The organism is Clostridium neonatale (assembly GCF_001458595.1).
Lineage (GTDB): Bacteria > Bacillota > Clostridia > Clostridiales > Clostridiaceae > Clostridium > Clostridium neonatale.
In genome coordinates this window covers 603,329-625,767 of record NZ_LN890327.1, presented here as the reverse complement: position 1 = coordinate 625,767, position 22,439 = coordinate 603,329, and the positions used below count along the sequence as shown (strand labels likewise).

General features: G+C 27.8%; 15 protein-coding genes. 4 read left to right on the top strand and 11 right to left on the bottom strand.

Annotated elements, in window-relative coordinates:
• Positions 1-11 precede the first annotated feature (11 nt).
• Positions 12-2,312 (bottom strand): M56 family metallopeptidase, encoded by a 2,301-nt coding sequence (locus BN2920_RS06150; protein WP_058294134.1) that lies wholly within the window; start codon positions 2,310-2,312, stop codon positions 12-14.
• 4 nt (positions 2,313-2,316) lie between these two features.
• Positions 2,317-2,685, bottom strand: coding sequence for a BlaI/MecI/CopY family transcriptional regulator (locus BN2920_RS06145; RefSeq protein ID WP_172437840.1), 369 nt, complete (start codon positions 2,683-2,685; stop codon positions 2,317-2,319).
• Positions 2,686-3,764: 1,079 nt separating this feature from the next.
• Here BN2920_RS06145 and BN2920_RS06140 point away from each other — a divergent pair.
• The gene (locus tag BN2920_RS06140; protein ID WP_058294133.1) at positions 3,765-3,974 is read left to right on the top strand and encodes a hypothetical protein; all 210 of its coding nucleotides are present in this window, start codon (positions 3,765-3,767) and stop codon (positions 3,972-3,974) included.
• A 229-nt stretch (positions 3,975-4,203) separates the two neighbouring features.
• A complete protein-coding gene (locus tag BN2920_RS22575; protein ID WP_159136059.1) occupies positions 4,204-4,308 on the top strand; it encodes a hypothetical protein in 105 nt (34 codons plus the stop codon).
• Between the two features lie 239 nt (positions 4,309-4,547).
• On the opposite strand, the gene BN2920_RS06135 is transcribed toward BN2920_RS22575, so the two are convergent.
• The 4 genes from BN2920_RS06135 to BN2920_RS06120 all read right to left on the bottom strand — a co-directional run bounded on the left by BN2920_RS06135 (position 4,548) and on the right by BN2920_RS06120 (position 9,537).
• On the bottom strand, positions 4,548-5,069 hold the full coding sequence (locus tag BN2920_RS06135) for a GrdB-related putative oxidoreductase (RefSeq protein WP_058294132.1): 522 nt from the start codon (positions 5,067-5,069) through the stop codon (positions 4,548-4,550).
• Positions 5,070-5,171: 102 nt separating this feature from the next.
• On the bottom strand, positions 5,172-6,485 hold the full coding sequence (gene celB / locus BN2920_RS06130) for a PTS cellobiose transporter subunit IIC (RefSeq protein WP_058294131.1): 1,314 nt from the start codon (positions 6,483-6,485) through the stop codon (positions 5,172-5,174).
• Positions 6,486-6,511: 26 nt separating this feature from the next.
• Positions 6,512-8,428, bottom strand: a complete 1,917-nt coding sequence (locus BN2920_RS06125; RefSeq protein ID WP_058294130.1) for a BglG family transcription antiterminator — start codon at positions 8,426-8,428, stop codon at positions 6,512-6,514.
• Between the two features lie 20 nt (positions 8,429-8,448).
• Positions 8,449-9,537, bottom strand: coding sequence for a DUF871 domain-containing protein (locus tag BN2920_RS06120; protein ID WP_058294129.1), 1,089 nt, complete (start codon positions 9,535-9,537; stop codon positions 8,449-8,451).
• Positions 9,538-10,157: 620 nt separating this feature from the next.
• Here BN2920_RS06120 and BN2920_RS06115 point away from each other — a divergent pair.
• Positions 10,158-11,048, top strand: coding sequence for a glycoside hydrolase family 16 protein (locus BN2920_RS06115; protein WP_058294128.1), 891 nt, complete (start codon positions 10,158-10,160; stop codon positions 11,046-11,048).
• Between the two features lie 149 nt (positions 11,049-11,197).
• A complete protein-coding gene (locus tag BN2920_RS06110; RefSeq protein ID WP_058294127.1) occupies positions 11,198-12,025 on the top strand; it encodes an AraC family transcriptional regulator in 828 nt (275 codons plus the stop codon).
• An 84-nt stretch (positions 12,026-12,109) separates the two neighbouring features.
• Here BN2920_RS06110 and BN2920_RS06105 read toward each other — a convergent pair whose 3' ends face one another.
• The 5 genes from BN2920_RS06105 to BN2920_RS06085 form a co-directional block, all read right to left on the bottom strand.
• Positions 12,110-14,344: a glycoside hydrolase family 2 TIM barrel-domain containing protein gene (locus BN2920_RS06105; protein ID WP_479680403.1), complete on the bottom strand. Its 2,235-nt coding sequence runs from the start codon at positions 14,342-14,344 to the stop codon at positions 12,110-12,112.
• Positions 14,345-14,465: 121 nt separating this feature from the next.
• Complete coding sequence (locus tag BN2920_RS06100) at positions 14,466-15,353, bottom strand: sugar-binding domain-containing protein (RefSeq protein WP_157065764.1); 888 nt, start codon at positions 15,351-15,353, stop codon at positions 14,466-14,468.
• A gap of 690 nt (positions 15,354-16,043) precedes the next feature.
• Positions 16,044-17,261, bottom strand: coding sequence for an IS701 family transposase (locus BN2920_RS06095; protein ID WP_058294124.1), 1,218 nt, complete (start codon positions 17,259-17,261; stop codon positions 16,044-16,046).
• Positions 17,262-17,432: 171 nt separating this feature from the next.
• Entirely contained in the window at positions 17,433-17,924 is a 492-nt protein-coding gene (locus BN2920_RS06090) for an LPXTG cell wall anchor domain-containing protein (RefSeq protein ID WP_058294123.1), read from the bottom strand.
• A 515-nt stretch (positions 17,925-18,439) separates the two neighbouring features.
• Entirely contained in the window at positions 18,440-22,159 is a 3,720-nt protein-coding gene (locus BN2920_RS06085) for a carbohydrate binding domain-containing protein (protein WP_058294122.1), read from the bottom strand.
• Positions 22,160-22,439: the final 280 nt, after the last annotated feature.

Below are 22,439 nucleotides of genomic sequence, written 5' to 3'. Positions count from 1 at the left end.
TTTTATAAATTTTATTTTTCTCCTCTAAATACATCTATGACATTCTCAGGTGCATAATAACCATAGTACTCTGTAGAACTAAAATTTAATGAATCAGCAAGCTTAGTTTCTAACCCATCTTTTGTCTTCCATAAACTAAATAAATCTCCATCTTTTCTTACAAACAGCACTTCATTGTTTGATAAATATTTAGGCATAAAATCAAATGATTTGCTATTTGTAATTTGACTTACTTTCTTTGTATCAACATTTACTGCATATATATAGTGTGGTTGACTTTCCCAATTTTTTAAACTTTCCGTTTCATCATCTTTTAAAGTGTTACTTCCAGAATACATTATATTTTTTCCATCGCTAGAATAGTCAGGTGTCATTGATACTTGGTCTTTTGGAATTAAACTTGTAAATGTGTTATTTTTCACATCGAAAACTCCCAATGTTTTATTATAATACATCTCTCTATATTCACCATTATTAACTGCAACATAGTTACTATTCACTGGATTTTGTGAAATATTATCTTTATATGCCAAAGCAATCATATTATCATTTTCTATAAACTTATTATTTAAAATATCATATACTGTAAATTCTGTCATATCAGCAGACATTGAAGCAGCATTAGGTTTGTTCCATATATATAAATACCTATCATCATTTGAAATTTTCGAAATATTAGGTGTTGATCCTATTGATTCCAACAAGTCAGACATTTTTGCTTCTTCTCCAATATCTTTATCATTCCCCTTTTTACTTTCTAAAATAACCTTTTCTTCTTTAGTATCTAAATCATAAACAATTATTCCTATTGATTTAATATACTGATCATTTCCTTCAGTATATTCTAGCTGTTTATTGGCATATATCTTATTCTTACTATCACAATTAATATTGTAGTAGTTATACTTATTATTTATAATACTTGTTGAATTTTTTAAATTAATATCATACTTTAATATTCCAGAATTCTTAACAGAATAAATCAACTTTTCTGAACTGTTCCAATTATATGACTCTACATTTTTTGATACTTCTATTATTTCTTTAGTCTTAATATTGCAAACATATAAATTGTCTTCCTTGGTATAAGCTATATATTTACCATTTCGAGATATTATAGGCAAATTAATATTATCGCTTTTATCAAGAAGAATTGGATTGCTTCCCTTTAGTTCTGACATATATAATCCATCCTTTGACACAAAAACGGCAAATTCCGTTGTTTTATTAGTTGCTAAAGTATTATTGCCTTCAGCAAATACAGATTTCGCTGCCAATAGACTTGTAGATGTAAACATAACAACAGCTATAAGTGAAATGCCAACAATTAACTTACGTGATTTTTTAAAAAATATTATATTTTTCAATCTTTTTTCAAGCTCCCTTCTACTTTTGCAAACTGATGCCCCTAATGATAATGATTTATTTTGCGAATATTCTATTTGTTCTAATATAATTTCTCCATAATATTTTCTTTTTACTTTATCCATATTTTTAATAATTTGTTCATCTAAAGACAATTCGCAAATTATATTTATCTTATTTCTAAGAATATATACAACAGGGTTAAGCCAGTTGATTACATTTGCAATAAGTGGCATTATTTTTATCCATAAGTCTTTACGTTTATAGTGAATTAATTCATGTGTAAGTACTATTTCAAGCTTGTCCAAATATTGATTCATTTTAGGAATTATAATTACAGGAGCAAATATACCTGTAATCATTGGACTTCTTATAAATGAACATTCTTTCAAAATTATTTTTCTATTTATATTCAATTTTTTCTTACATATTTCTAAAGAAGTAATTATAGATTCATCTTGAATTAAATGACTTATATTTTTAAGCTTTTTAGAAAAAGACATATACACATATATTTCTTTAGCTGTAAATATTATTGCACCTAACATCCATACATAAAATAATATTTCTTTATTAAAAATCTCAAACATTATTTTTGATTTTTCCAAATCACATTGTTGTTCACTTGTAGATTTTAATTGCTTGTCTTTATTATTCGGAACTTGATTACTAATTATTCCATTATGTTCTTGTGATGAATTCATTTTATTAATGTGTAATATCTTACTTTCACTTTGGGCAGGCAGGTAATTATTGTAAATTGTTACTGATGGTAATTTAACAAAAGTTCCTATAGGTATAATAAAAACTAAAAGTGTCAGAACTAACATATAATAATTCCAAGTTGCACTAAAGTTTTTATTTGTAAATGGCTTAAATATACAAGTAATTATAAATAAAAAGCTTCCTGTTACAGACATTTGTAGAATCGGGGTTAAACTCCCCATATTTCTATACCTCCTTAAGCCATTTTTTTAATTCAGCTATATCATTTTTGCTTATTTTCTTATTATTAAATAATGTGGCTATAAAATTTTTAACAGAACCATTATGCATATCTTCTAAGAAATTATCGGCTTGAATTGCCTTGTATTCATCTTCAGTGATTTTAGCAGAGTAATGATTTAATTTTCCCACTTTAGTCATACTTAATATTCCTTTTTCCACCAACCTTGATATAAGAGTCATTACTGTTGTAGTTTTCCATGAATTATCTTTCGGCAATTCTTCTAAAATCCCCCCTGTTGTAACCTGCTCATTTTTCTTCCAGATAATTTTCATTATTTCCATTTCCGCTTCTGAAATCTTTCCCAATTTCATATATATCATCTCCAAAATTTAATTCTACAATCTGTAGTTTATGTTTTTATACTACGCCTTGTAGAATGTATTGTCAATATATTCCTTGTAAAATTATTTAACTATAATAGTGTATTTATCTGAAAATAAGTCTCCATTCTATGCAATGGCATTGAATGAGAAGATTTTCTTTTTCCTTTGTAGCATTAATCATATCTATGAGTTTGCTTTTCTTTACCACTCTATATTTTCTATAGGCGATTATTATGAAGATCCATGAAAATACTAAGATTACTATAAGGATAAAATTTATTGAAATTGTAAAAGGATGGATTTTGCTAATAGCTTAAAAAATAGTTTAGATAAGATTATATCAAATGCAAGTTAAATTGAAAAAAACTTGAAGTTCTAATATTAAAAATGATGAAAATGCCTCCCTGGTTAAAGCCTCACTAAAATGTGTGCACAAATACTCAAAATATAAGAAAATATCTGAATTTATATATTTAAACTTCTCCATAAAAAGCAAAACAATGGTTGAGCCAATTATTTCAAGGCCTTTCCATTGTATCACATTGTTTGTTCTTATTTGGTGGAGGCGAAGCATTGTCTTTGAAAGCCACCATTCTATTCTTAAATAAAAATACGAATAACATTAAAAATATCTATATTATAAAAATCCTCAACTTTCATAGAAGAAAAGTAGCTTATTATTCTTAACTCTTTATTGTTGCAGTTTGCAATTGTCAGAATTATATATCTAGCAAATGCTATTGAAGTATAAAAGCATCTTTGAATTATCAGTGTTTTATTCTGAAGCAGATTTTAAATCATTTAGTAATTTATCATTATATTATTGAGATAGTATTTCTCTACTAGTAAATAATTCAACATATAAGTAAAACTCTTCTTTAGTTTTTATTCTCTGTCTTATCCAATAGTTTATATTTTTTATAATTAACTTTTGATTGTTTCTTAATACATTTCTACTTTTTATCCATACATTTCTTATATATTCATATTTAATTTCAAGATTTTTAGCTGCGTCATAAATATAAGATTCACAAAAAAATAAAATTACAATCCATCACCTTCTCACCATGACTACTCCATATGAATTTGAAGGTTGGAACGAACCATTAGATAAGCTATTTGCTCAAGTTGATTTGATAAAATATGCTCTTGATTGGTTAGGAGAAGGTGATGAAATTGGCAAGTTTAAATATTCAACAGCCGGATCTCATTTACTTTCATCTATAATTACACGTTCTACAGGAAAATGTGCAATGTGCATGAGAGTTTGCAAATGAATACCTATTTAAGCCAATTGTGATTAAACCAATGCCAGATTACAAAGTAAAAATTTAATATTTATATTAATATTATTTGTAATATCGGATATTTTTACCGATCAAGAATAAGTTAATTTTAAGATGTTTTTAAAATATGTGGCTAGTCAGCCTATACTTCAGCACTCACACCTGCTACTAAAAATTTACTCAAGTATTAAATCCCCTTAAGTAACACAAAATATAATTAATAATTTTTTTTGGGAATAATAACGTTAAACGTTCTGCTGATAGATTTATTTATGAAAAGACTAATAGAATACCAACTGTTCTTCCAATGATAATGGAAATCTAAGCTTAAATAAAAAAATATAGGTAAACAATATAATAGCAAATTGTTTACCTATATACACACATTTATGCTTGGAAATATTTATCTTACAAGTTTTCTAAAAAGTATAATTGATAACGATGATTTGATTTATAGCTTAGGTATACCTAAAATTATTTTTTATCAATTATTTATTTGATTTAACTGTAATCTATCATAATATATATACTTCATTAAGCATCTTCACTGGAAAATTTAAGCTTTTAAAAGCATAATTTCCTCTTAATTTCCGTTATATTTATTCCTTCAACCATTGTTTTTGCAAAGATGCATATATTATTAAGAGCTTCATTCAATCCTCCATCACCTTTTTTAGGCATCTTAACAATATTAATACTATCTTTATAGCCTGCTATTACATCTTCATTTTCTTTTGACATCACAGCAAATGCTTTTATAGAAGTTTTAGTTGTAATATCTGTTGCTAATTGTGCACACATTTTTGCATAATCTTCATAATTAAAAGCTGGTCCACATACTACAATATCCGGTTTGATTTTTTCTAACATAGCACATATTTTACGGCTAACTTGATCTGATTCTGAAAAATAAGTTCCAGTTCCACAATAAAATATTGCATCTATCCTAGAATCTATCTCTTTTAAATACGGTTTCATCATAATTGCTGGACCAATCATCTCTCTAGTTCCAGTTAATGGTATAGATTTATCTTCCTTTGTACCACGTCCAGATTGAATCTGGTCAAATATCATTACAATGTTCATATCCTTATCTCCATTTACTTATTTTTAAATGTTCATTAGCTTTACATCAAATCTGTAATCATAAGCTTTTCAAAATTAACTACAAATACTTTACATAATGCTTTATAAATCATCAAATGAAATTGCATTATCTGAGTCACTAACTGATTCCACTTCATCTTTTATATATTGTTTATCCATCATTTTTACAAATGGCATATAAATAAATATACCACCAATTAAAAGAATTAGTTGAAGCAAAGCGCCTCTCCATCCAGTTGTCAAAAATCCTGATATAATAACTGGTGTTGTCCATGGTAAACTTACCCCACTGCAAAATGGTACTAATCCACTTAACATTACAAAGTATGATACTAAAATATTTATAAGAGGTGTTAATAAAAATGGAATCAAAATCATTGGATTTAATACAATCGGAAGACCAAATATAATAGGTTCATTTATTCCAAATAATGCTGGAGCAAAAGATATTCTACTCAAATCTTTAATACGTTTTGATTTACAGAATAATACCATAGCAATTACCATCGATAAAGTAGAACCAGCTCCTCCAAATGTTGTAAATAAATCATAAAATTGTTGATTTATTACATGCGGAAGTGGATTTCCAGCTTGATATGCTGCTAAATTTTCCATTGATAACGGTGTTAATATTGGTTGCATGATACTTCCTACAATTGATCCACCATTTATTCCAAAGAACCAGAATACATGTTGAAATCCCATTGCAATTAATACGGCACCTACTGTACTACCTAGTGATTGAAGTGGTCCTTGTAAGCATTTAAATATAAAATCAAATGCATTACCATATGGTGTTAATGAAAATAAAATATTTATTAGAAAAAATATAGTTAAAACTACTGCAGAAGGTACTAATGCTTCAAACGATTGAGTAACAGCTGGAGGTACACCTTCTGGCATTTTTATCATCCAACCTTTTTTCTTTACAAATGCATAAATATGAACTGATATAAATGCAGTAATAATTCCAACAAAAATTCCTTTAGATCCTATCCATCCAAGAGGAATTCCTGGTAATGTAACATTTCCGTCTGTAACTGAATATGGCATCAAAATAAACCACGATACAAGTGCTACTGCTGCTCCAGACAATTTATCTACATTTAGTTCTCTCGAAAAAGAATATGCAATTCCAATAACAGCAAAAATAGCCATAATGTCAAATGTAGCATTTGTTGGTTTTGACATATATGAAGTCCAATTATCGCCAAAAAACTTTGCCCAAAATTCTACCCAATTAGGAATTGGAAAATTTGCAACTAGTAAAAAGAAGGAACCAATAATTAATAGTGGAGTTGTTAATAAAAATCCATCCCTAATAGCAAGTAAATATCTATTTTTACCAATCTTTTCAGCAAGTGGTATAAAAATTTTTTCAAGTTTATCTATCATTAATAATCTCCTCTTATTGTTATTTTTTAGACTTTGACTTTGTTAATAAATTCGTCATAACTGCACGATTCACACAATAATTCCATTTTATTCGGATTATTTATAAGATAAGATATCCAATCAAATAATATTTTAATAAGTTGTTTCTCAAATTTATTAATTACGACTAATATTACAAATTTTATATAAAATCCACCCCATTTTATCGGTCTTTTAAGTTGTGCAACTGATATGATTGTTTCTTCTCCTAAAAAACCTAATGTATGTGGAATTGCAAATGTATTAGTTATTGATGTGGCACATATCTTTTCACGATTTAATACTAATTCTTTAAATTTAGAATTTACCTTATTATCAACATATAATTTATCGCACATATATTCTATGATTTCGTCTGGTGTAGAAAGTTCAATAGATTCATAATAGTATTCTTTATATATACGCTTCCTTATATTTAAGTTAAATTCTACCCTGAAATTGTTGATTTCTAACTTATTTAATATTTTACAGATACTCATATTTACATCTAAATCCGAAAATAATTTAATAACTACCATCTCTATTGGTAAATTATGAATAAATGGTGTAGTAGTAAGAATTAAATCTGGCTTTATTTGGTAAATACTATTTTCTTCAAAGTAATGAAGTATTTCTACAATATCAATATAATTTTTGAATATATGTAATATTTTTTCTACATATACTTTTGAAAACATTTGATTATACGGAACTATAGCTACAGCTCTATACTTAACTCTATTCTTAGCCCATCCACTCGAAACTCCTATATATAAAGAAATAATTTCAGCTTCACTATACGGTATATCTATACTTAATTTTTTTGCCCAAAATTCTACAATGTACAATCCAACTTCAAATATATGTGGATTCTCAAATCTAATATTACTTATATTTTGATTCTCTAACTCAACATTATTGTTCTTGCGTTCAATTATTCTATGTAATTGCATTTTCAAACTATTAATTAAGTAATTATCCCATCTAATGTCTATATTAAAAACTTCATAAACTTCTTCTAATACCTCAGTTACAATATCCATAGTATTTATAAATTTTTCTTTAATACTTACTAATTCATTTGCACCACAATTTGATAAACCTTTATTGCTAATCATAAGTGCAAGTGCTTCTATTTCTATGTCTTTTACCTTAATATTAATTTTTTTTGATATACTCTTATAAAATGTACTTGAAATTTCATATTCAATTCTCCTATTTAACTTATCTTGCAATATATTCGAATTTATATAATTTCCTTGAATCATTCTTTGAATATTTATTCCTATCTGAAGTATTAAGCTTGGAATCATTTCTTCATAAATTGAATAGTTATATTTTTCACAAGTGCAAATTAATATATCTTTTATTTCAATAAGATTAAATAATTTAAAAAATACTGAGAGCTGATTTAAATTTAATAAATTTTTCTGAACTTTTGATATTATTAAATCTTTACAAAGTTTTCTTTTGTTAATTTCATCACCCTGTAAATATATATATCCAAATCTATGAATTAATTTTAATCCACTATATTGTTCTAACATTTTACGAATTCTACAAAGGTCCCGCTTAATTGAATGTTCACTTACATATATTTTACTTTGAAGACTTACCAGATTAACTTCTTTTCTTTCGATTAATAGCTTTCGAATTATATAGATACAACGTGAAATTGAAGTTTGTGGAATTTTAACTTCCTCTTTTTTATAAAGATAAAAATATACATCTTGATTAATTATTCTATATCCTTTTCTTATGTTAGATTTAATTAATTGGATTGAAGCTTGTTCATTAATAAATTCTATATCAGAGCGAATTGTTCTATCAGTTACTTTCAATATATTTGAAAGTTTTTTCCCTGTAATCCATTCTTCTCTCTCTTTTAATATATTAATTAATCTGTTCTGTCTATCATTTAACATAATTCAATCCACAACTTAACTTACTTAAACTTGAATCGCTTTCTTGGCTCCATATAATCTAATAAAAATAATTCATTTTCAGGAATATGTCCTATTACATTTTTCCTATTATCGTTAGGCATATCCTTTAAAGCAATCTGAAGTTCCCCTTTATATCTAGAATAATTATCATTCAGTATTACTACATCACCTCGTTTTAAATCACGAGTATTTTCTGCTGGTATTGATGCTTCAGAGAACATTGCTCTCGGTTCACTTGAACGTATCATATATTCGCTGACATCACCACGATCTGCATGATTCTTTTCATAATATAAAATATTACGCTCTATATTAGTTAGCTGTTTTTCAAATTCAATTCCAAATGTTAAAATTCCAGAATTAATTTCAGAACATGATTTTAATTCTTCTTCAGAAGCATATGCATTAGCAATAATTACATCATCAATCATTTCTGTTGCAAACAAGTGTCTAACTTGTAAATCAATAGGCAGACCTCTATGCATTTCTAATGTACATAGTCCTTCATTAACAGGCCAAGGACCAAAAGTATTTTCATTATTACTTGATACAAACGCTGCTGTATGCAGATTATATGATTTCATTAATTTATTACAGTTATTAAAGTGATTTAAACTTAAACCCGTATATTTTTGTGGATAAAAATTATGACACGTAATTAACTGATTTCTGTTTGGAAAATTGCTCATTATGTTTTCAATGTATCCATTACCTGAACTTGCATTCAGTTCAATTTTGATATTGTTTTCATTGTAGGTCATAAGACTTTCTTTAATTCCATCAAATCCTTCATCCAGACGTATACCATCTGCATTTATTTCTTGGAATAAAGATAAGTTATCATATGATACATTAAAAATATCAAATACTTTGGGATTTACATCGAATATTATCTCCATACCTTCTTCATGAGCAGTATCAATTAGTTGTTTAAACTCCTCCAATAATTCTTTTTTTGTTTTCTTTCCTACACTTAAAAGACATGTAAAAACTCTTTTAAATCCATATTTTCCAGCTAAGTGAATATATTCAATGTCTTTTTCTTTTGTTGAATGTTCTGGGTAAATAGATATTCCAAGTCTTTTCATTATTGTTATTCCTCCTTTAGTAATATATTTTTAAGTAATCTATCTTTATTTAAGAAAGATAATTTAAAATTTATTTTGTAACAATATTTTATTTATAAATAAATTTTAAATCTTTTATAATGTTAATTATATTAGAAAACTTTATTCACAAAAATAGACTCAAGATGCTAAAATATGTATTTATGTTTCCAAAAGATTTTATAAAAAATGGCTCAGCACTAAAAACTTTACTTGACAATATGAAGCAAGACTTTTTTAGAATTTAATAACCGTGCATTGACATCTTGATTCTGTCAAGAGCACATTTGTGTGTTGATCCTACAAAATTATTCATTTTTATATACACTTCAATGTTATAACAAAAATATTAATAAGTTTTTAATAGATAGATCTAAATCCTTACTTTAATTAAAATATTATTTTATTAAAATGTAACTTTGATAATTAGATTTTTAAAATCATATTAATTCCTAGTAGTTAGGAAATCAAATTACCTATTATCCGTCAATTACAGTGTATAATTTAATTTAATGAAAGTACTTTCTTAAACTACTAGATGATAAAATACTATGTATTCTTAAAATCTCAATTAAAAATATTTAATTAAAGGAGTAAATATTATGGCAATCAAAAAAATTTTATCATTTTCTTGTAAATTATGTTTTATTTCATTTGCGTTAACATCATTTCTTAATCCAATTGCAAAAGCTGATACAATAACATCAACTTCACCAACTTTACCTTATGCAACATCATATTATAATGGATATAATATGGTTTGGAATGATGAATTTAATGAAAACAATTTAGATCTTACCAAATGGAAGTATGGAACTACTCCAGAAAATGGTTCAATGAAATATGTGAATTCTTCAGATAATGTTTATGTAAAAGATGGTAATTTGGTATTAGCCGCAATTAAAGATGATTCACTTGGTGACAAGTTTACTGCAAGTTCTGGAATGGTAATTACTGAAGGTTTAGCTTCTTGGAAATATGGACGTTTTGATATTCGCGCAAAGCTTCCTGTAGAGCAAGGCATGTGGCCTGCAATATGGATGATGCCTCAAGATTCAAAATACGGCTGGCCAAATGATGGTGAGATAGATATAATGGAAGCTCTCGGCTCAGAAAAAAATAAAATATATGGCACACTTCATTCTGGAAACAATACTGATGGAGGTCAAAGTACTGGTGTAACTTATACATTATCAAGCGGAGATCTTTCTGATGATTATCATACTTATTCAATTATTTGGGAGCCAGAAAAGATTCACTTTTTAATTGATAATAAGGAATATGGTGTTGTTGATAAATGGCCTTCATACTTCAAAGTAAACGATACTCAGTATTCATTAGATTTTCCTGATCCATTTAACAAGCCATTCTACTTAATGTTAAATTTAGGTGTAGGCGGAGACTGGGGCGGTGAGCCAAATAATACTACTAAATGGGGAGAAAATACAAAGATGTATGTAGATTACGTACGCGTTTATCAAAAATCTAAATAGATTTAATCTCAACTGTAATCAAATATTAACATTACTTAGGATTATACTTCTAGTAATGTTAATATTTTTGACTATATTTTAAAAAGTACTTATAATAAAATACAAATATATACTAAAACATCGCTAAAATTATCTATAGGAGAAATTTAATGCAAATTTTATGGAAGAAATATAAAATCACTAATTTTGAAATGAATCTGGATGAATGTGGTATTGAACAATGTACTCCTGGTATTAAATATAATTACGAAGTAGTAAAAAATTCTGTTATACATTATATTTCAGAGGGAGAAGGTACATTTAAAATAAATAACCAAATATTTGATTTAAAAAAAGGGGATGGCTTTATTCTATTTAAAGGAATGAATGTTGAATACACTGCATCTATAGACAATCCATGGAAATATTATTGGGTAGGATTTAGTGGAACAAATGCAAATGAATATTTACATAGGAGTTCAATTTTTGATAATTATATAATAAATTATCAATCTAATTCCAAGATTCCATCTATAATAAAAAATATGTGTGCCTTATCTAAAACATATGATCAAAATTCATCCGATGATATTCTCCTGTTAAATAAACTGTATTATCTTCTATACACAATAACTCAAGAATTCCCTAAACCATTTCAATTGGTAAACAATTTAACACATACATATATACAACAATCAATTGATTTTATAAATTCTAAATATGCAGAAAAAATAACAGTTCAACAAATTGCAGATAATGTAAATTTAAGTAGAAGCTATTTATATAAATTGTTTATAAAATATCTTGGCGAATCTCCTCAAAAATATTTGCTAAATCTTAGGATGTATAAAGCCACCTTATTATTAAAAGAAACTGATCTGTCTATATCTCAAATTTCTAGTAATATTGGATATGATGATCCCCTATTCTTTTCAAAAACATTTTCAAAACATTTTTCCATCTCAGCTTCTCAGTATAGAAAGCTCTATAAAAAATAATTAAGACTATCCAGATATTTTATATTATATCTTGATAGTCTTTAATCATCTTACTAATGTTAAGTTTTACATTCTAAGCATTATTTAATTATTGTTATTCTCTGAAAATTTTAAGTAAAAGCTAAAATCTATTTCACTTTCATTAAGCTGATATTTTTCTTCTAAAACAGGGCCACAACTGTTTGATCCAATACCGCTTTGTTTATAATCTATTATCAAAAATGTTGCATTACTTTCTTCTAACTCATAGTTATGTGTTTTATCTGTTAATTCCTCTTTAGAAAAATGAGATGCATTAAAAGAAAAATCCTTATTTTCTGATAAAACATAAATTTTACTGTTATCATTTTTAATACATAATTCTTTACAACAGCTACGACTTCCATTTTCCTGAGGTCTAATATAATCTTCATGCATTTCAGAAACTTTTGAATCAAATCTTCCTAAATAGCTTGAATAGTGCTTATCTTGATAGTTTTCATATGGGCCTAATCCAAAATAGCTTAAATCTTCATAAGATTTATCTAGTTTAATCTCTACTCCAAACCTAGGTAAAAATGGCTTATCTAATTTCTTATACGCTTTAATCCTACAGTTTATAAGACCATTTGAAAATATGCGCCACTCAACTAAAATATCTAAGACTTTTTGACGATATATTGGTGTCAAACTCAATCTACTTATTATTGCTAGACTATTTATATCTTCTTCTATAGTAACCTCATTTACTCTTACATCTAATTTATCAAATCCAGCTTCAATCCAATCATTCTTTATTTTTCTATCATTATCTGTAGGTGGACGCCAAATTGTAAAATTCAGTGGATGATTAATAAATTTTTTATTTCCTTTTTCTATTAGAGTAAACATTCCTATTCTTTTATCATAAATATATTTAAAATCTCCATTAGTAATTTGGATATTGTTCTCTATATTATCTATATAATTTATTTTAAATTTTTCTTTTTCATCAATATTTATAAGCTGCTTAAATGATTTTAATTTTTCTATATTATTAGGCCAAATTATTTGATCATAACCTAATACAAAACCTTTTTTATATAATAGTATATCTAATTTCACAGTATATTCAAATAATATAGTAACAATAGTTTTAGGTAAATCCTGAATACTTAAATCATACCATTTTTCTTCTTTTGGTTTTAACGTATCCAGTTTAATTTCCTTCTTACAAATCATATCTCCATCTGAAAATAATTTATAAGTAATTTGCACTATATCATTTACATCTCTAAAATCTAACATATTTTTCAATTTAACTTTATTATTCACCGTATCAATTTCGATTACTCTTATTGGACGATTTATATTTTGATATTCTAGAAGTCCTATATGCTTTCTTCTATCTGGATATACTAATCCGTCAACACAGAAATTCCCATCATTAGGGTATTCTCCAAAATCGCCACCATATGCATAAATGCTTTTACCATCTTTATTGCTTCCATTATATATAGAATGATCACACCATTCCCAAACATAAGCACCTGCAAACTCTTCATTTGCTTGTATCAAATCATCATATTCTTTTAAACCACCTGGGCCATTCCCCATAGCATGAGCATATTCACATAATATTAAAGGTTTATCTATTCCTTTATCAAAATATTCTTGTATTTCATCAATGCTTGGATACATTCTACTAATTACATCTAGTTCAGTAAAGTCATTTTTTCTATTCTTATCTGCATAATACGCCCCTTCGTAATGAAGCAAACGTGTAGGATCTAATTTCCTAGCACATTTTAAGCCTTTCTCAAAATTATATCCATACCCTGATTCGTTTCCAAGTGACCACATGAAAATTGAGGGTCTATTTTTAAATGGAATAATTGATGATTCAATCCTATCAATAATTACTTTTTCATAAATCGGATCATCAGCTATCATATTATAATTTTCAAGATATCCCAAACCATATAATTCAACAACACCATGAGTTTCAATATCAGCTTCGCTCATAACCAAAAATCCATATTCATCACATAACTCATAAAAAATAGGTGACTTTGGATAATGTGCTGTTCTTATAGAATTAATATTTGATTCTTTCATTAATTTTAGATCTAAAAGCATGTCTTCCCTGCTCATTACATATCCTTTTTTAGGATGACTATCATGATGATTAACCCCTTTTAGCTTAACCGGAATACTATTTATTTTTAAAACTTTATCTTCAATATTTATTACCCTAACTCCAATTTTTTCTTTAATAACTTCAGCTTTTGTTTCCATTAATAAAGTATATAATTTAGGATCTTCAGGATTCCATAATTGAACATCCTCTATCTTTAACATAATTTTGTCATCAATAATATTTCCAGATAAAATCATATCATTATTATCATTAAACAAATAATACTTAATATCTGGCTTATTTTTTGTATCTAAAATATCAATATATATATATCCTATGTTTTTAACTAAANACTTTATCTTCAATATTTATTACCCTAACTCCAATTTTTTCTTTAATAACTTCAGCTTTTGTTTCCATTAATAAAGTATATAATTTAGGATCTTCAGGATTCCATAATTGAACATCCTCTATCTTTAACATAATTTTGTCATCAATAATATTTCCAGATAAAATCATATCATTATTATCATTAAACAAATAATACTTAATATCTGGCTTATTTTTTGTATCTAAAATATCAATATATATATATCCTATGTTTTTAACTAAATATACATTTGTTTTTATACTATAATCATTTATTCTTTGATTTGCCCTCTCTAAAATATACACATCTCTAAAAATTCCAGACATCCTAAATTTATCTTGATCTTCAAAATATGTTCCATCACACCATTTCAAAACAAGTACTTTAATTACATTAATACCAGAAGATAAATATTTTGTAATATCAAATTCTGAAATGCTATGTGATATTTGACTATATCCTACAAAGTAATCATTTATCCATATATAAAAGCATGAATCAACACCTTCAAAATTTAAATGATAATCTCTTTTGTCACAAAAATTCTCTAAGTTGAATTCCTTTATATAAAGACCGCATGGATTATCTTTAGGAACAAAGGGTGGATTAAATGGAATTGGATATTTTACATTTGTATATTGGTTATAATCATATCCCTCCATCTGCCATACTGATGGAACATTTATATTATTAAATAACTCATCTTTATATTCTAATTCTACTTCATCTAAACTATTAAAATATCTAAAACTCCAATTACCATTAAGTGAATTGAATCTAATCTGATTATTTCTATCTTTACATTTAAGTGCCTCATCACAATTTTCGAATGGTATATAATAACTTCTTCTAGGCAACATATTTATATGTAGTGAAGCTATATTTTCATGATATAAATTTTTTAACAAATTAATCACCCTTTTTTATATAATTTATTTATAGAAAATACTTTCTTAAACATTTTCATTATATAAAAAAAATATTTTTATCAAAATGGATTTAAAATGCTAAAATATGTTTTTATGTTTCTAATTTAAAAGATTTTTCGCAATTATTTTTGTATTAATTGATAACATTTGTAGTGTAGCGTAAACATATCCAGTCAAAAAATAACTCTGTTTCCGCTTTCCTTCTTCTAGCCAATCTAACTAGAACTTTTTTCATAAAGAGACTTGGTCTTTTCTCATTAAATTGCTGAAGCCCGCAATAAATAAGCATATTCTTATCTGGTAATATTCTAATATTCTCGTATGTATATATTCTTTTATTCTGATATTCTTAAGAATATTACAATATATATTTATTGTTTGAATTACATAGGAAGGGATCTATAATCAATTGGAAGAAGTTGAGATTTCTATATATCTACTTCTTGTACTTCAATTGCTAAAGCTCGAACTTTTCCACTTCTCTTAAATATGTTATTTCTATCATCTAAATTCCTCCTAAAATAGAAAAACGAATATTTAAAGCTTTTTTCTACTTTAAATATTCCTTTTCTTTATTACATGATAATAATATACTAGACTTGTGCAGTAAATAGGAAAAATTTAAGCTACTAGTCCTAATTTGGCAATAGTAGACTGTAAATCAATCCCGTTATCTGCACATTCATGTGCAAAAGAAACTATTTTTACCAAATAGTTGTTTCGGAAGTGTAATATTACATCTCCAATATTTTTAAATTTATATAATTTTTCACATTTGACTCTGAAAATCTCAAGAAAAGTATACGTTAAAAATATCATGCTCCAATATCTATGTATTGATTTTAAAGATTGAATTTGAAATTCATCAAAACCAAGAGCTGTTTTATGATATCTATAACTTACTTCAATATCCCAACGCTTTTCGTAATATGAAATTATGGTTTTATTATCGAGTGAAACATCCGTACTTATAATGAATGCTGGATTATCAGATAAATCGTTTTTAGTCCAGCTTATAAGTACAACTACATTCTCAATATCATTAAGTTTTCCTTCATATCTATAAACATAGTACTTGTTATTACTAGCGGTAACTAAGCTAGTCTCATTAGTCCTAATGTATGAAGAAAACTTTTTGACATTTGTTTTAATGCCAGCCGGATATATTACTCTGTTAGATTTTATTCTCCCTATAGTGTGACAACCATTTATTAAACCGTGAAGCAAAATTTTTGCTGAAGTATACCATGAATCAACTAGTAAATAATTGTTTTTAGTTACAGGAGTGAATTCATTAATCAGTTCCATCGCAAGTTCATTTTTATCTAGAAATTTTTTAGATAGTTTTTTACTCGATTCCTTTCGGTGATATTGTCTAAAATCTAAAGGTATAGAATAATCATTAATCTTATAATGCGATGTAACTAAGCAGTGTGACCATTTAGGTTTATTGCCATCAGCATGTGAATTGTGAAAATCTAAGCCTTCAATTTTTTTAGTTGAAGTATTTTTCTTAGTTAAGGTATCATCAATGATTAGGAATCCAACATCACTATCTTCACAAGTGTTGGAAATTTCAGATATTGCATGAAATATGCGTTCTTGCGTAACATATTCATGATTCCATGAATATGAACTTAGGAACCTTGAACCAGTACTTCGATCTCTATTGCATGTAATTTTATTATGAACAGATGAAATAGTTTTGCTTCCTTCTGTTACAATAATTCCAGATACTATATTTACCATATGATTCTTTATCGCAGAAGAATATGGCAGATTTAACTCTGAAATATAGTTGATAATTGTTTCATTTTGGTTTAATATTGTTGTCAGCATATAAATCTCCTTAGATTTGGTTTCGCAACAATAAATCTAGCATGTTTGAGGTTTATATGCTACTTTTTTATTTAAAATTATACTGGTAAAATGTCAATAAAAATCCAATGGTAAATTTTCTTAAATTAATGCACAAGTCAAGTTAGTTAAAGTGTATGCACTTCTCTATAATTATTTCAATTTTTTTATAATTGGTGTTGTCATTATTCCGACACCAATCAAAGCTAATCCAAATATAATTTGATAATATATTTGCTTGTCCCCTGTTTTAGGAAGTTTTTCTTTACCTTTTATATTATTTTTCTTATACTCTTCTGATGATTTAGCTTCTAAATTTCGAGAAACATTATTCATATTTTCAGCATACACATTATTTGAATTATTATTAGCGCCTTGAGCATTATATGTGTTGTTTGAATTATTATTAACCCCCTGATCATTTATTTTATCTAGAGTACTAGAATTATCTTTTTTATCATCTGAAGCCTCTTCTTTTGTTGTATTATCTTCACTAGAATCCTTTTTTGATTTCTTAGATGACCTTGAATGTCTGTGTTTTGGTGTTATCACAGAACTCACTGGAGTTTCTGGATTCACTGGTGTTTCTGGGTTTACCGATGTCTCTGGTCCTGGTAGATTTCCATCAAATAAGCAATCTACCATCAAACAATACCAAGTCAGGACCACCCGTAAAACGGGTGGCTTGCTCTGCGCCTATAAGGCTTTGTTACTGGCCGTGCTACTCGCACGTTGAAATTACTTACCTTTTGCAAAAACATCCCCTAGTGCCATTAAAATGGCTCTTTTTTTGTTCTTCCTCTTACTTTCAGCTAAAAAATACACTTTATTACTTACTTCAAAAAATAATTACTAACTTTCTTTAAGTAAGTTTATTTTTATACTTTAAGCTCTTAAATTTAATTTTTCTCTTATTCATAATTAGCTTTTTTCTGCTCACCGCTGAAAGCTTTCCGGAACCACCGGTCTAACCGGTGGTATTCTAGATACAAAAAGAATGTAGTAGATTTGTTTTACACAAATCTACTACATTCCCTTCAAATAAAATATTATTTAGTTTAGAATATAAATATTTATAAATTCTAATTTTTATAATTAGTTGTATTTCTTCTCATTCATATATACTGAATCTCATCAGTATATATGATATCATCTTGTTTTTATTCTGTGCCTTCAGTTCCTGTGCCTTCAGTTTCTGTGCCCTCAGTTCCTGTGCCTTCAGTTCCTGTGCCCTCAGTTTCTGTGCCCTCAGTTCCTGTGCCTTCAGTTTCTGTGCCCTCAGTTCCTGTGCCCTCAGTTCCTGTGCCTTCAGTTTCTGTGCCTTCAGTTCCTGTGCCTTCAGTTCTTACACCCTGCATTTCTTCCAATACCGGTATTTCTTCCGATACTGGTATTTCTTCCAATATAATATTGTCTATTATAATTGTATGTTCCTCAGTAATTTGTTTTTCTCCTACTGCTCCCATTGCTATATTGAATAATGCACTTTCATCTGCCTTATCCATTACAAATGTTACTTCGAATTCTTTCTTTTCATCCTTATTTAATTCTATTAATCCTTGAGAGTATGGAGTCCATCCACCACCATTTTCCTGTAAATTATACTGTATTGTTCTGTCAATACTACTTTCTACATCAAAACTCAATCTATATTTTTTCCCTTGTTCTAATTTAACATTCTCCTGCTTTAATTGAATTTTCCAATCAGCATCTCCAGTATCCTTAATGTTTATATTTGCATTTCCGCCACTTAAATCACTCTCTGCATCAGCTGATCCATCTGCAAATACTCCCCATCCAGTATTTCCCTTACTGAAATCACCATTTTTTATTAAAGCATTATCAAAATTATCAAGTTCATCCACTTCTTCAACTTTAACATTATCTATAGTAACTGTATGTGTATCAGTAATTTGTTTTCCTCCTACTGCTCCCATAGATATTGTGAATATAGACTTAGAATCTGTATCCTTCATCATTTCAAATCCAAGTTCATAAGTTTCATAATCTTTTCCTAATCTGATTACATTTGATCCTGTATATGCATCCCAGTTATTATCACTAGATCCATCTCTTTGTATAGCATACATAATGTCTCTGTCCAATGTAGATTTAGCATCGAAAGTTAACTTATACTTTTTGCCCTTTTCTAATTTAACATTATTTTGCTTGAACTGAATTTTCCAGTCAGCATCTCCAGTATCATCAATTTTTACTTGAATTGCATTCTTTTCACTTAAACTATCAAGTGCTGCTGATGCTTTACTTGCAACACTAGAATCTTTAAATAATTCCCATCCAGTAAGACCTGCATCAAATTGTCCATTTCTTATAATTGAATTTTCTTCGATTCTTACATTATCAATATAAGTTATACCTGCTGCTCCTAATAGAAGTTCTAAATTTTTATTATCTAATGTATCTCCAGTTTTAAATTCAAACTTATAAGTCTGTTTATCTGTAGTAATATTAGCGTCAAACGTTTCTCCAGCAACCTTTGCTACAATATCTTTATCTTCCTGTGCATAAGCATCAAAATATAATACATACTTTGTATTTTCCTTCATTGCAAGATCTGTTTGTTTTACTATTACATCTTCTAATGCACATTTATTATCTTTTACATTAACTTTTAATTCTCTTAAATTATTACTATTTGTTACAGTAATTTCTGCATCCTTAACTTTTGATTCAACTTCCCAATACTTCATACGATTTTCGCCAACATCAAATGTACCATTATTTACATAATTACCATCTGGCATAATCTTCTTTAAACCATCATCTTCTTTTTCTATCTGACCTATTTTTTCAATTTTTACATTACTTATTTCAACATCAGCTGTAGAACCTTGATTTCCTAAATTGAATTCTAATCTTCCATTTGCATCATCTTCTTTTTCCATAGTAAATTCATAAGAATAATTTTTAACTTCTGTTGTTAAATCTAATGATGTATCATCAAAATATCTTACATATGATTTATCTGGTCCTGATATATCCACAATCATAGTTCTATCTTCACTGGCTTTTGCATCAAAAGAAACTCTGTATTGTCCTCCCTCTTTTAATGGTATTCCAGCTTGTACTAATTGAATTGAATAATCAACTGTTCCTGGATTTTCAGTCTTTATCTTAATTTTATTATCTGCAATTTCAGAACTTCCTTTACCGTTTAATGCAGTCATAAACTCCCAGTTTTTATCTTCAGAAAAATCTCCATTGATTACATAATTTCCATTTCCATCTGGATCCCTAAGAATAACCTCTTTTTCTGGCTTTTTAACATTTTCATCATAGCTATCTAATTGATATGCCTTTATATAATCAACTTTGAATTCTGCATTATTGAAATCTGTAGTCTCATCTGGATTTCCTGGCCAATTTCCTCCAACAGCTAAATTACATATTAGATAGAATGGTTGGTCAAATGGAGCTGGATAAGTAACCTCATCTCCACCTTCTACTTTAGTGTACCAATCATTAACCTTATGATATAATTTTCCATCAACATAGTAACGAATTTCTCCTGGTTCCCACTCAATACCAAATAGATGATAATCATCTGCAAATGTTCCTTCTTCTAATGTATAAGATCCTTGGCTTTCTGCATGTGGCTCACCATAATGAATTGTTCCATATAATTTTTCAGGTTCATGTCCCAATACTTCCGCCATGTCTATTTCACCACATTTTGGCCATTGACCATATAAACTTTCATCATTAGGCATCAACCATAACGCAGGTAATAATCCTTGTCCTTTTGGGAATTTTGCTCTTATTTCAAATTTACCATATTTAAAGGTTTGCTTGTTTTGCGTTGTTATTCTTCCTGATGTATAATGTTTTTTTCCGTCCTTTTCTGTTTCAATAGCTTTAATAACAAGGTTTCCATCCTTAATAAAGGTATTATCTTCTGAGTCTGTATATTCCTGCAATTCATTGTTAACCCAGCCTGGTTCATGCTTTTCATAACTCCAATTTTCCAAGTCTAATTTATCCCCTTCAAAACTATCTTGCCACACCAAGTTCCATTGTTTATTTTCTTGCTGATTATTATCAGAACTGCTTCCACTATTACCACTGCTTCCACTATTACCACTGCTTCCACTATTACCACTGCTTCCACTACTACTACTACTACTACTATTGTCTTCTTTATTTTCATAATTTGTTATATCTGTTATATTATTCATACTTTCATCTGTTTTTTCTATATGTTCAAATACTTTATTATTAGCTACAGGAGGAATTTCTCCAACTGCTTCACCATTAATATTGAATTCATACACTTTTCCATTTATATTAATCTTTCCAGTCTGCATTGCTCCACTTTCATTTAAGTAGTATACTTTATCTGCAACACTTATTGTTCCAGTCTGCATTGCTCCACTTCCACTTAAATAATACCAGTTGTTATTGTCTTTTAACCAGCCTGTTTTCATAGCTCCTGATTCTGAAAGATAATACCATGTTTCATTGTCTTTCAACCAACCTGTTTCCATAGCTCCTGATTCTGAAAGATAATACCATGCTCCATTATCTTTTACCCAACCTGTTTTCATAGCTCCTGATTCTGAAAGATAATACCATGCTCCATTATCTTTTACCCAACCTATTTTCATAGCTCCTGATTCTGAAAGATAATACCATGTTTCATTGTCTTTCAACCAACCTGTCTGCATTATTCCTGCATCATTAAAGTAATACCAAGTATTGTCATAAAGTTTCCATCCAATAGCTCTCTGACCATTTTCAATATATGTCCATGTATTGTTTTCACTCCTCCAATCCGCTAACGTTTTCATAGGAAATATGTTAACCCCTGTCCCTATTATTGATGCGCTTAATAAAAGTGTTAAAATCTTTTTCTTATTCATTATTATAACTCCCTTCATGTGGTTCTTGTTTATTAATCTATTTTTTCAAAAACAGTCTAATAATTTATTTATTCATATAAAATTCCATTAAATTTATGGTACTCTGTAAATAAAGAAACATTAATTGCACTTTGAAATTTTCCCATGATTTTCTCCCCCTTTTTATACTAGTTTATTTTAGTAAGAGCATCTTCTAAAATTGCTCTTCCATTCATAATTCCATAGAATCGCATGTTCATTACTTCTACTGGTATTCTACCATTTACAAGTTTTTCAACTT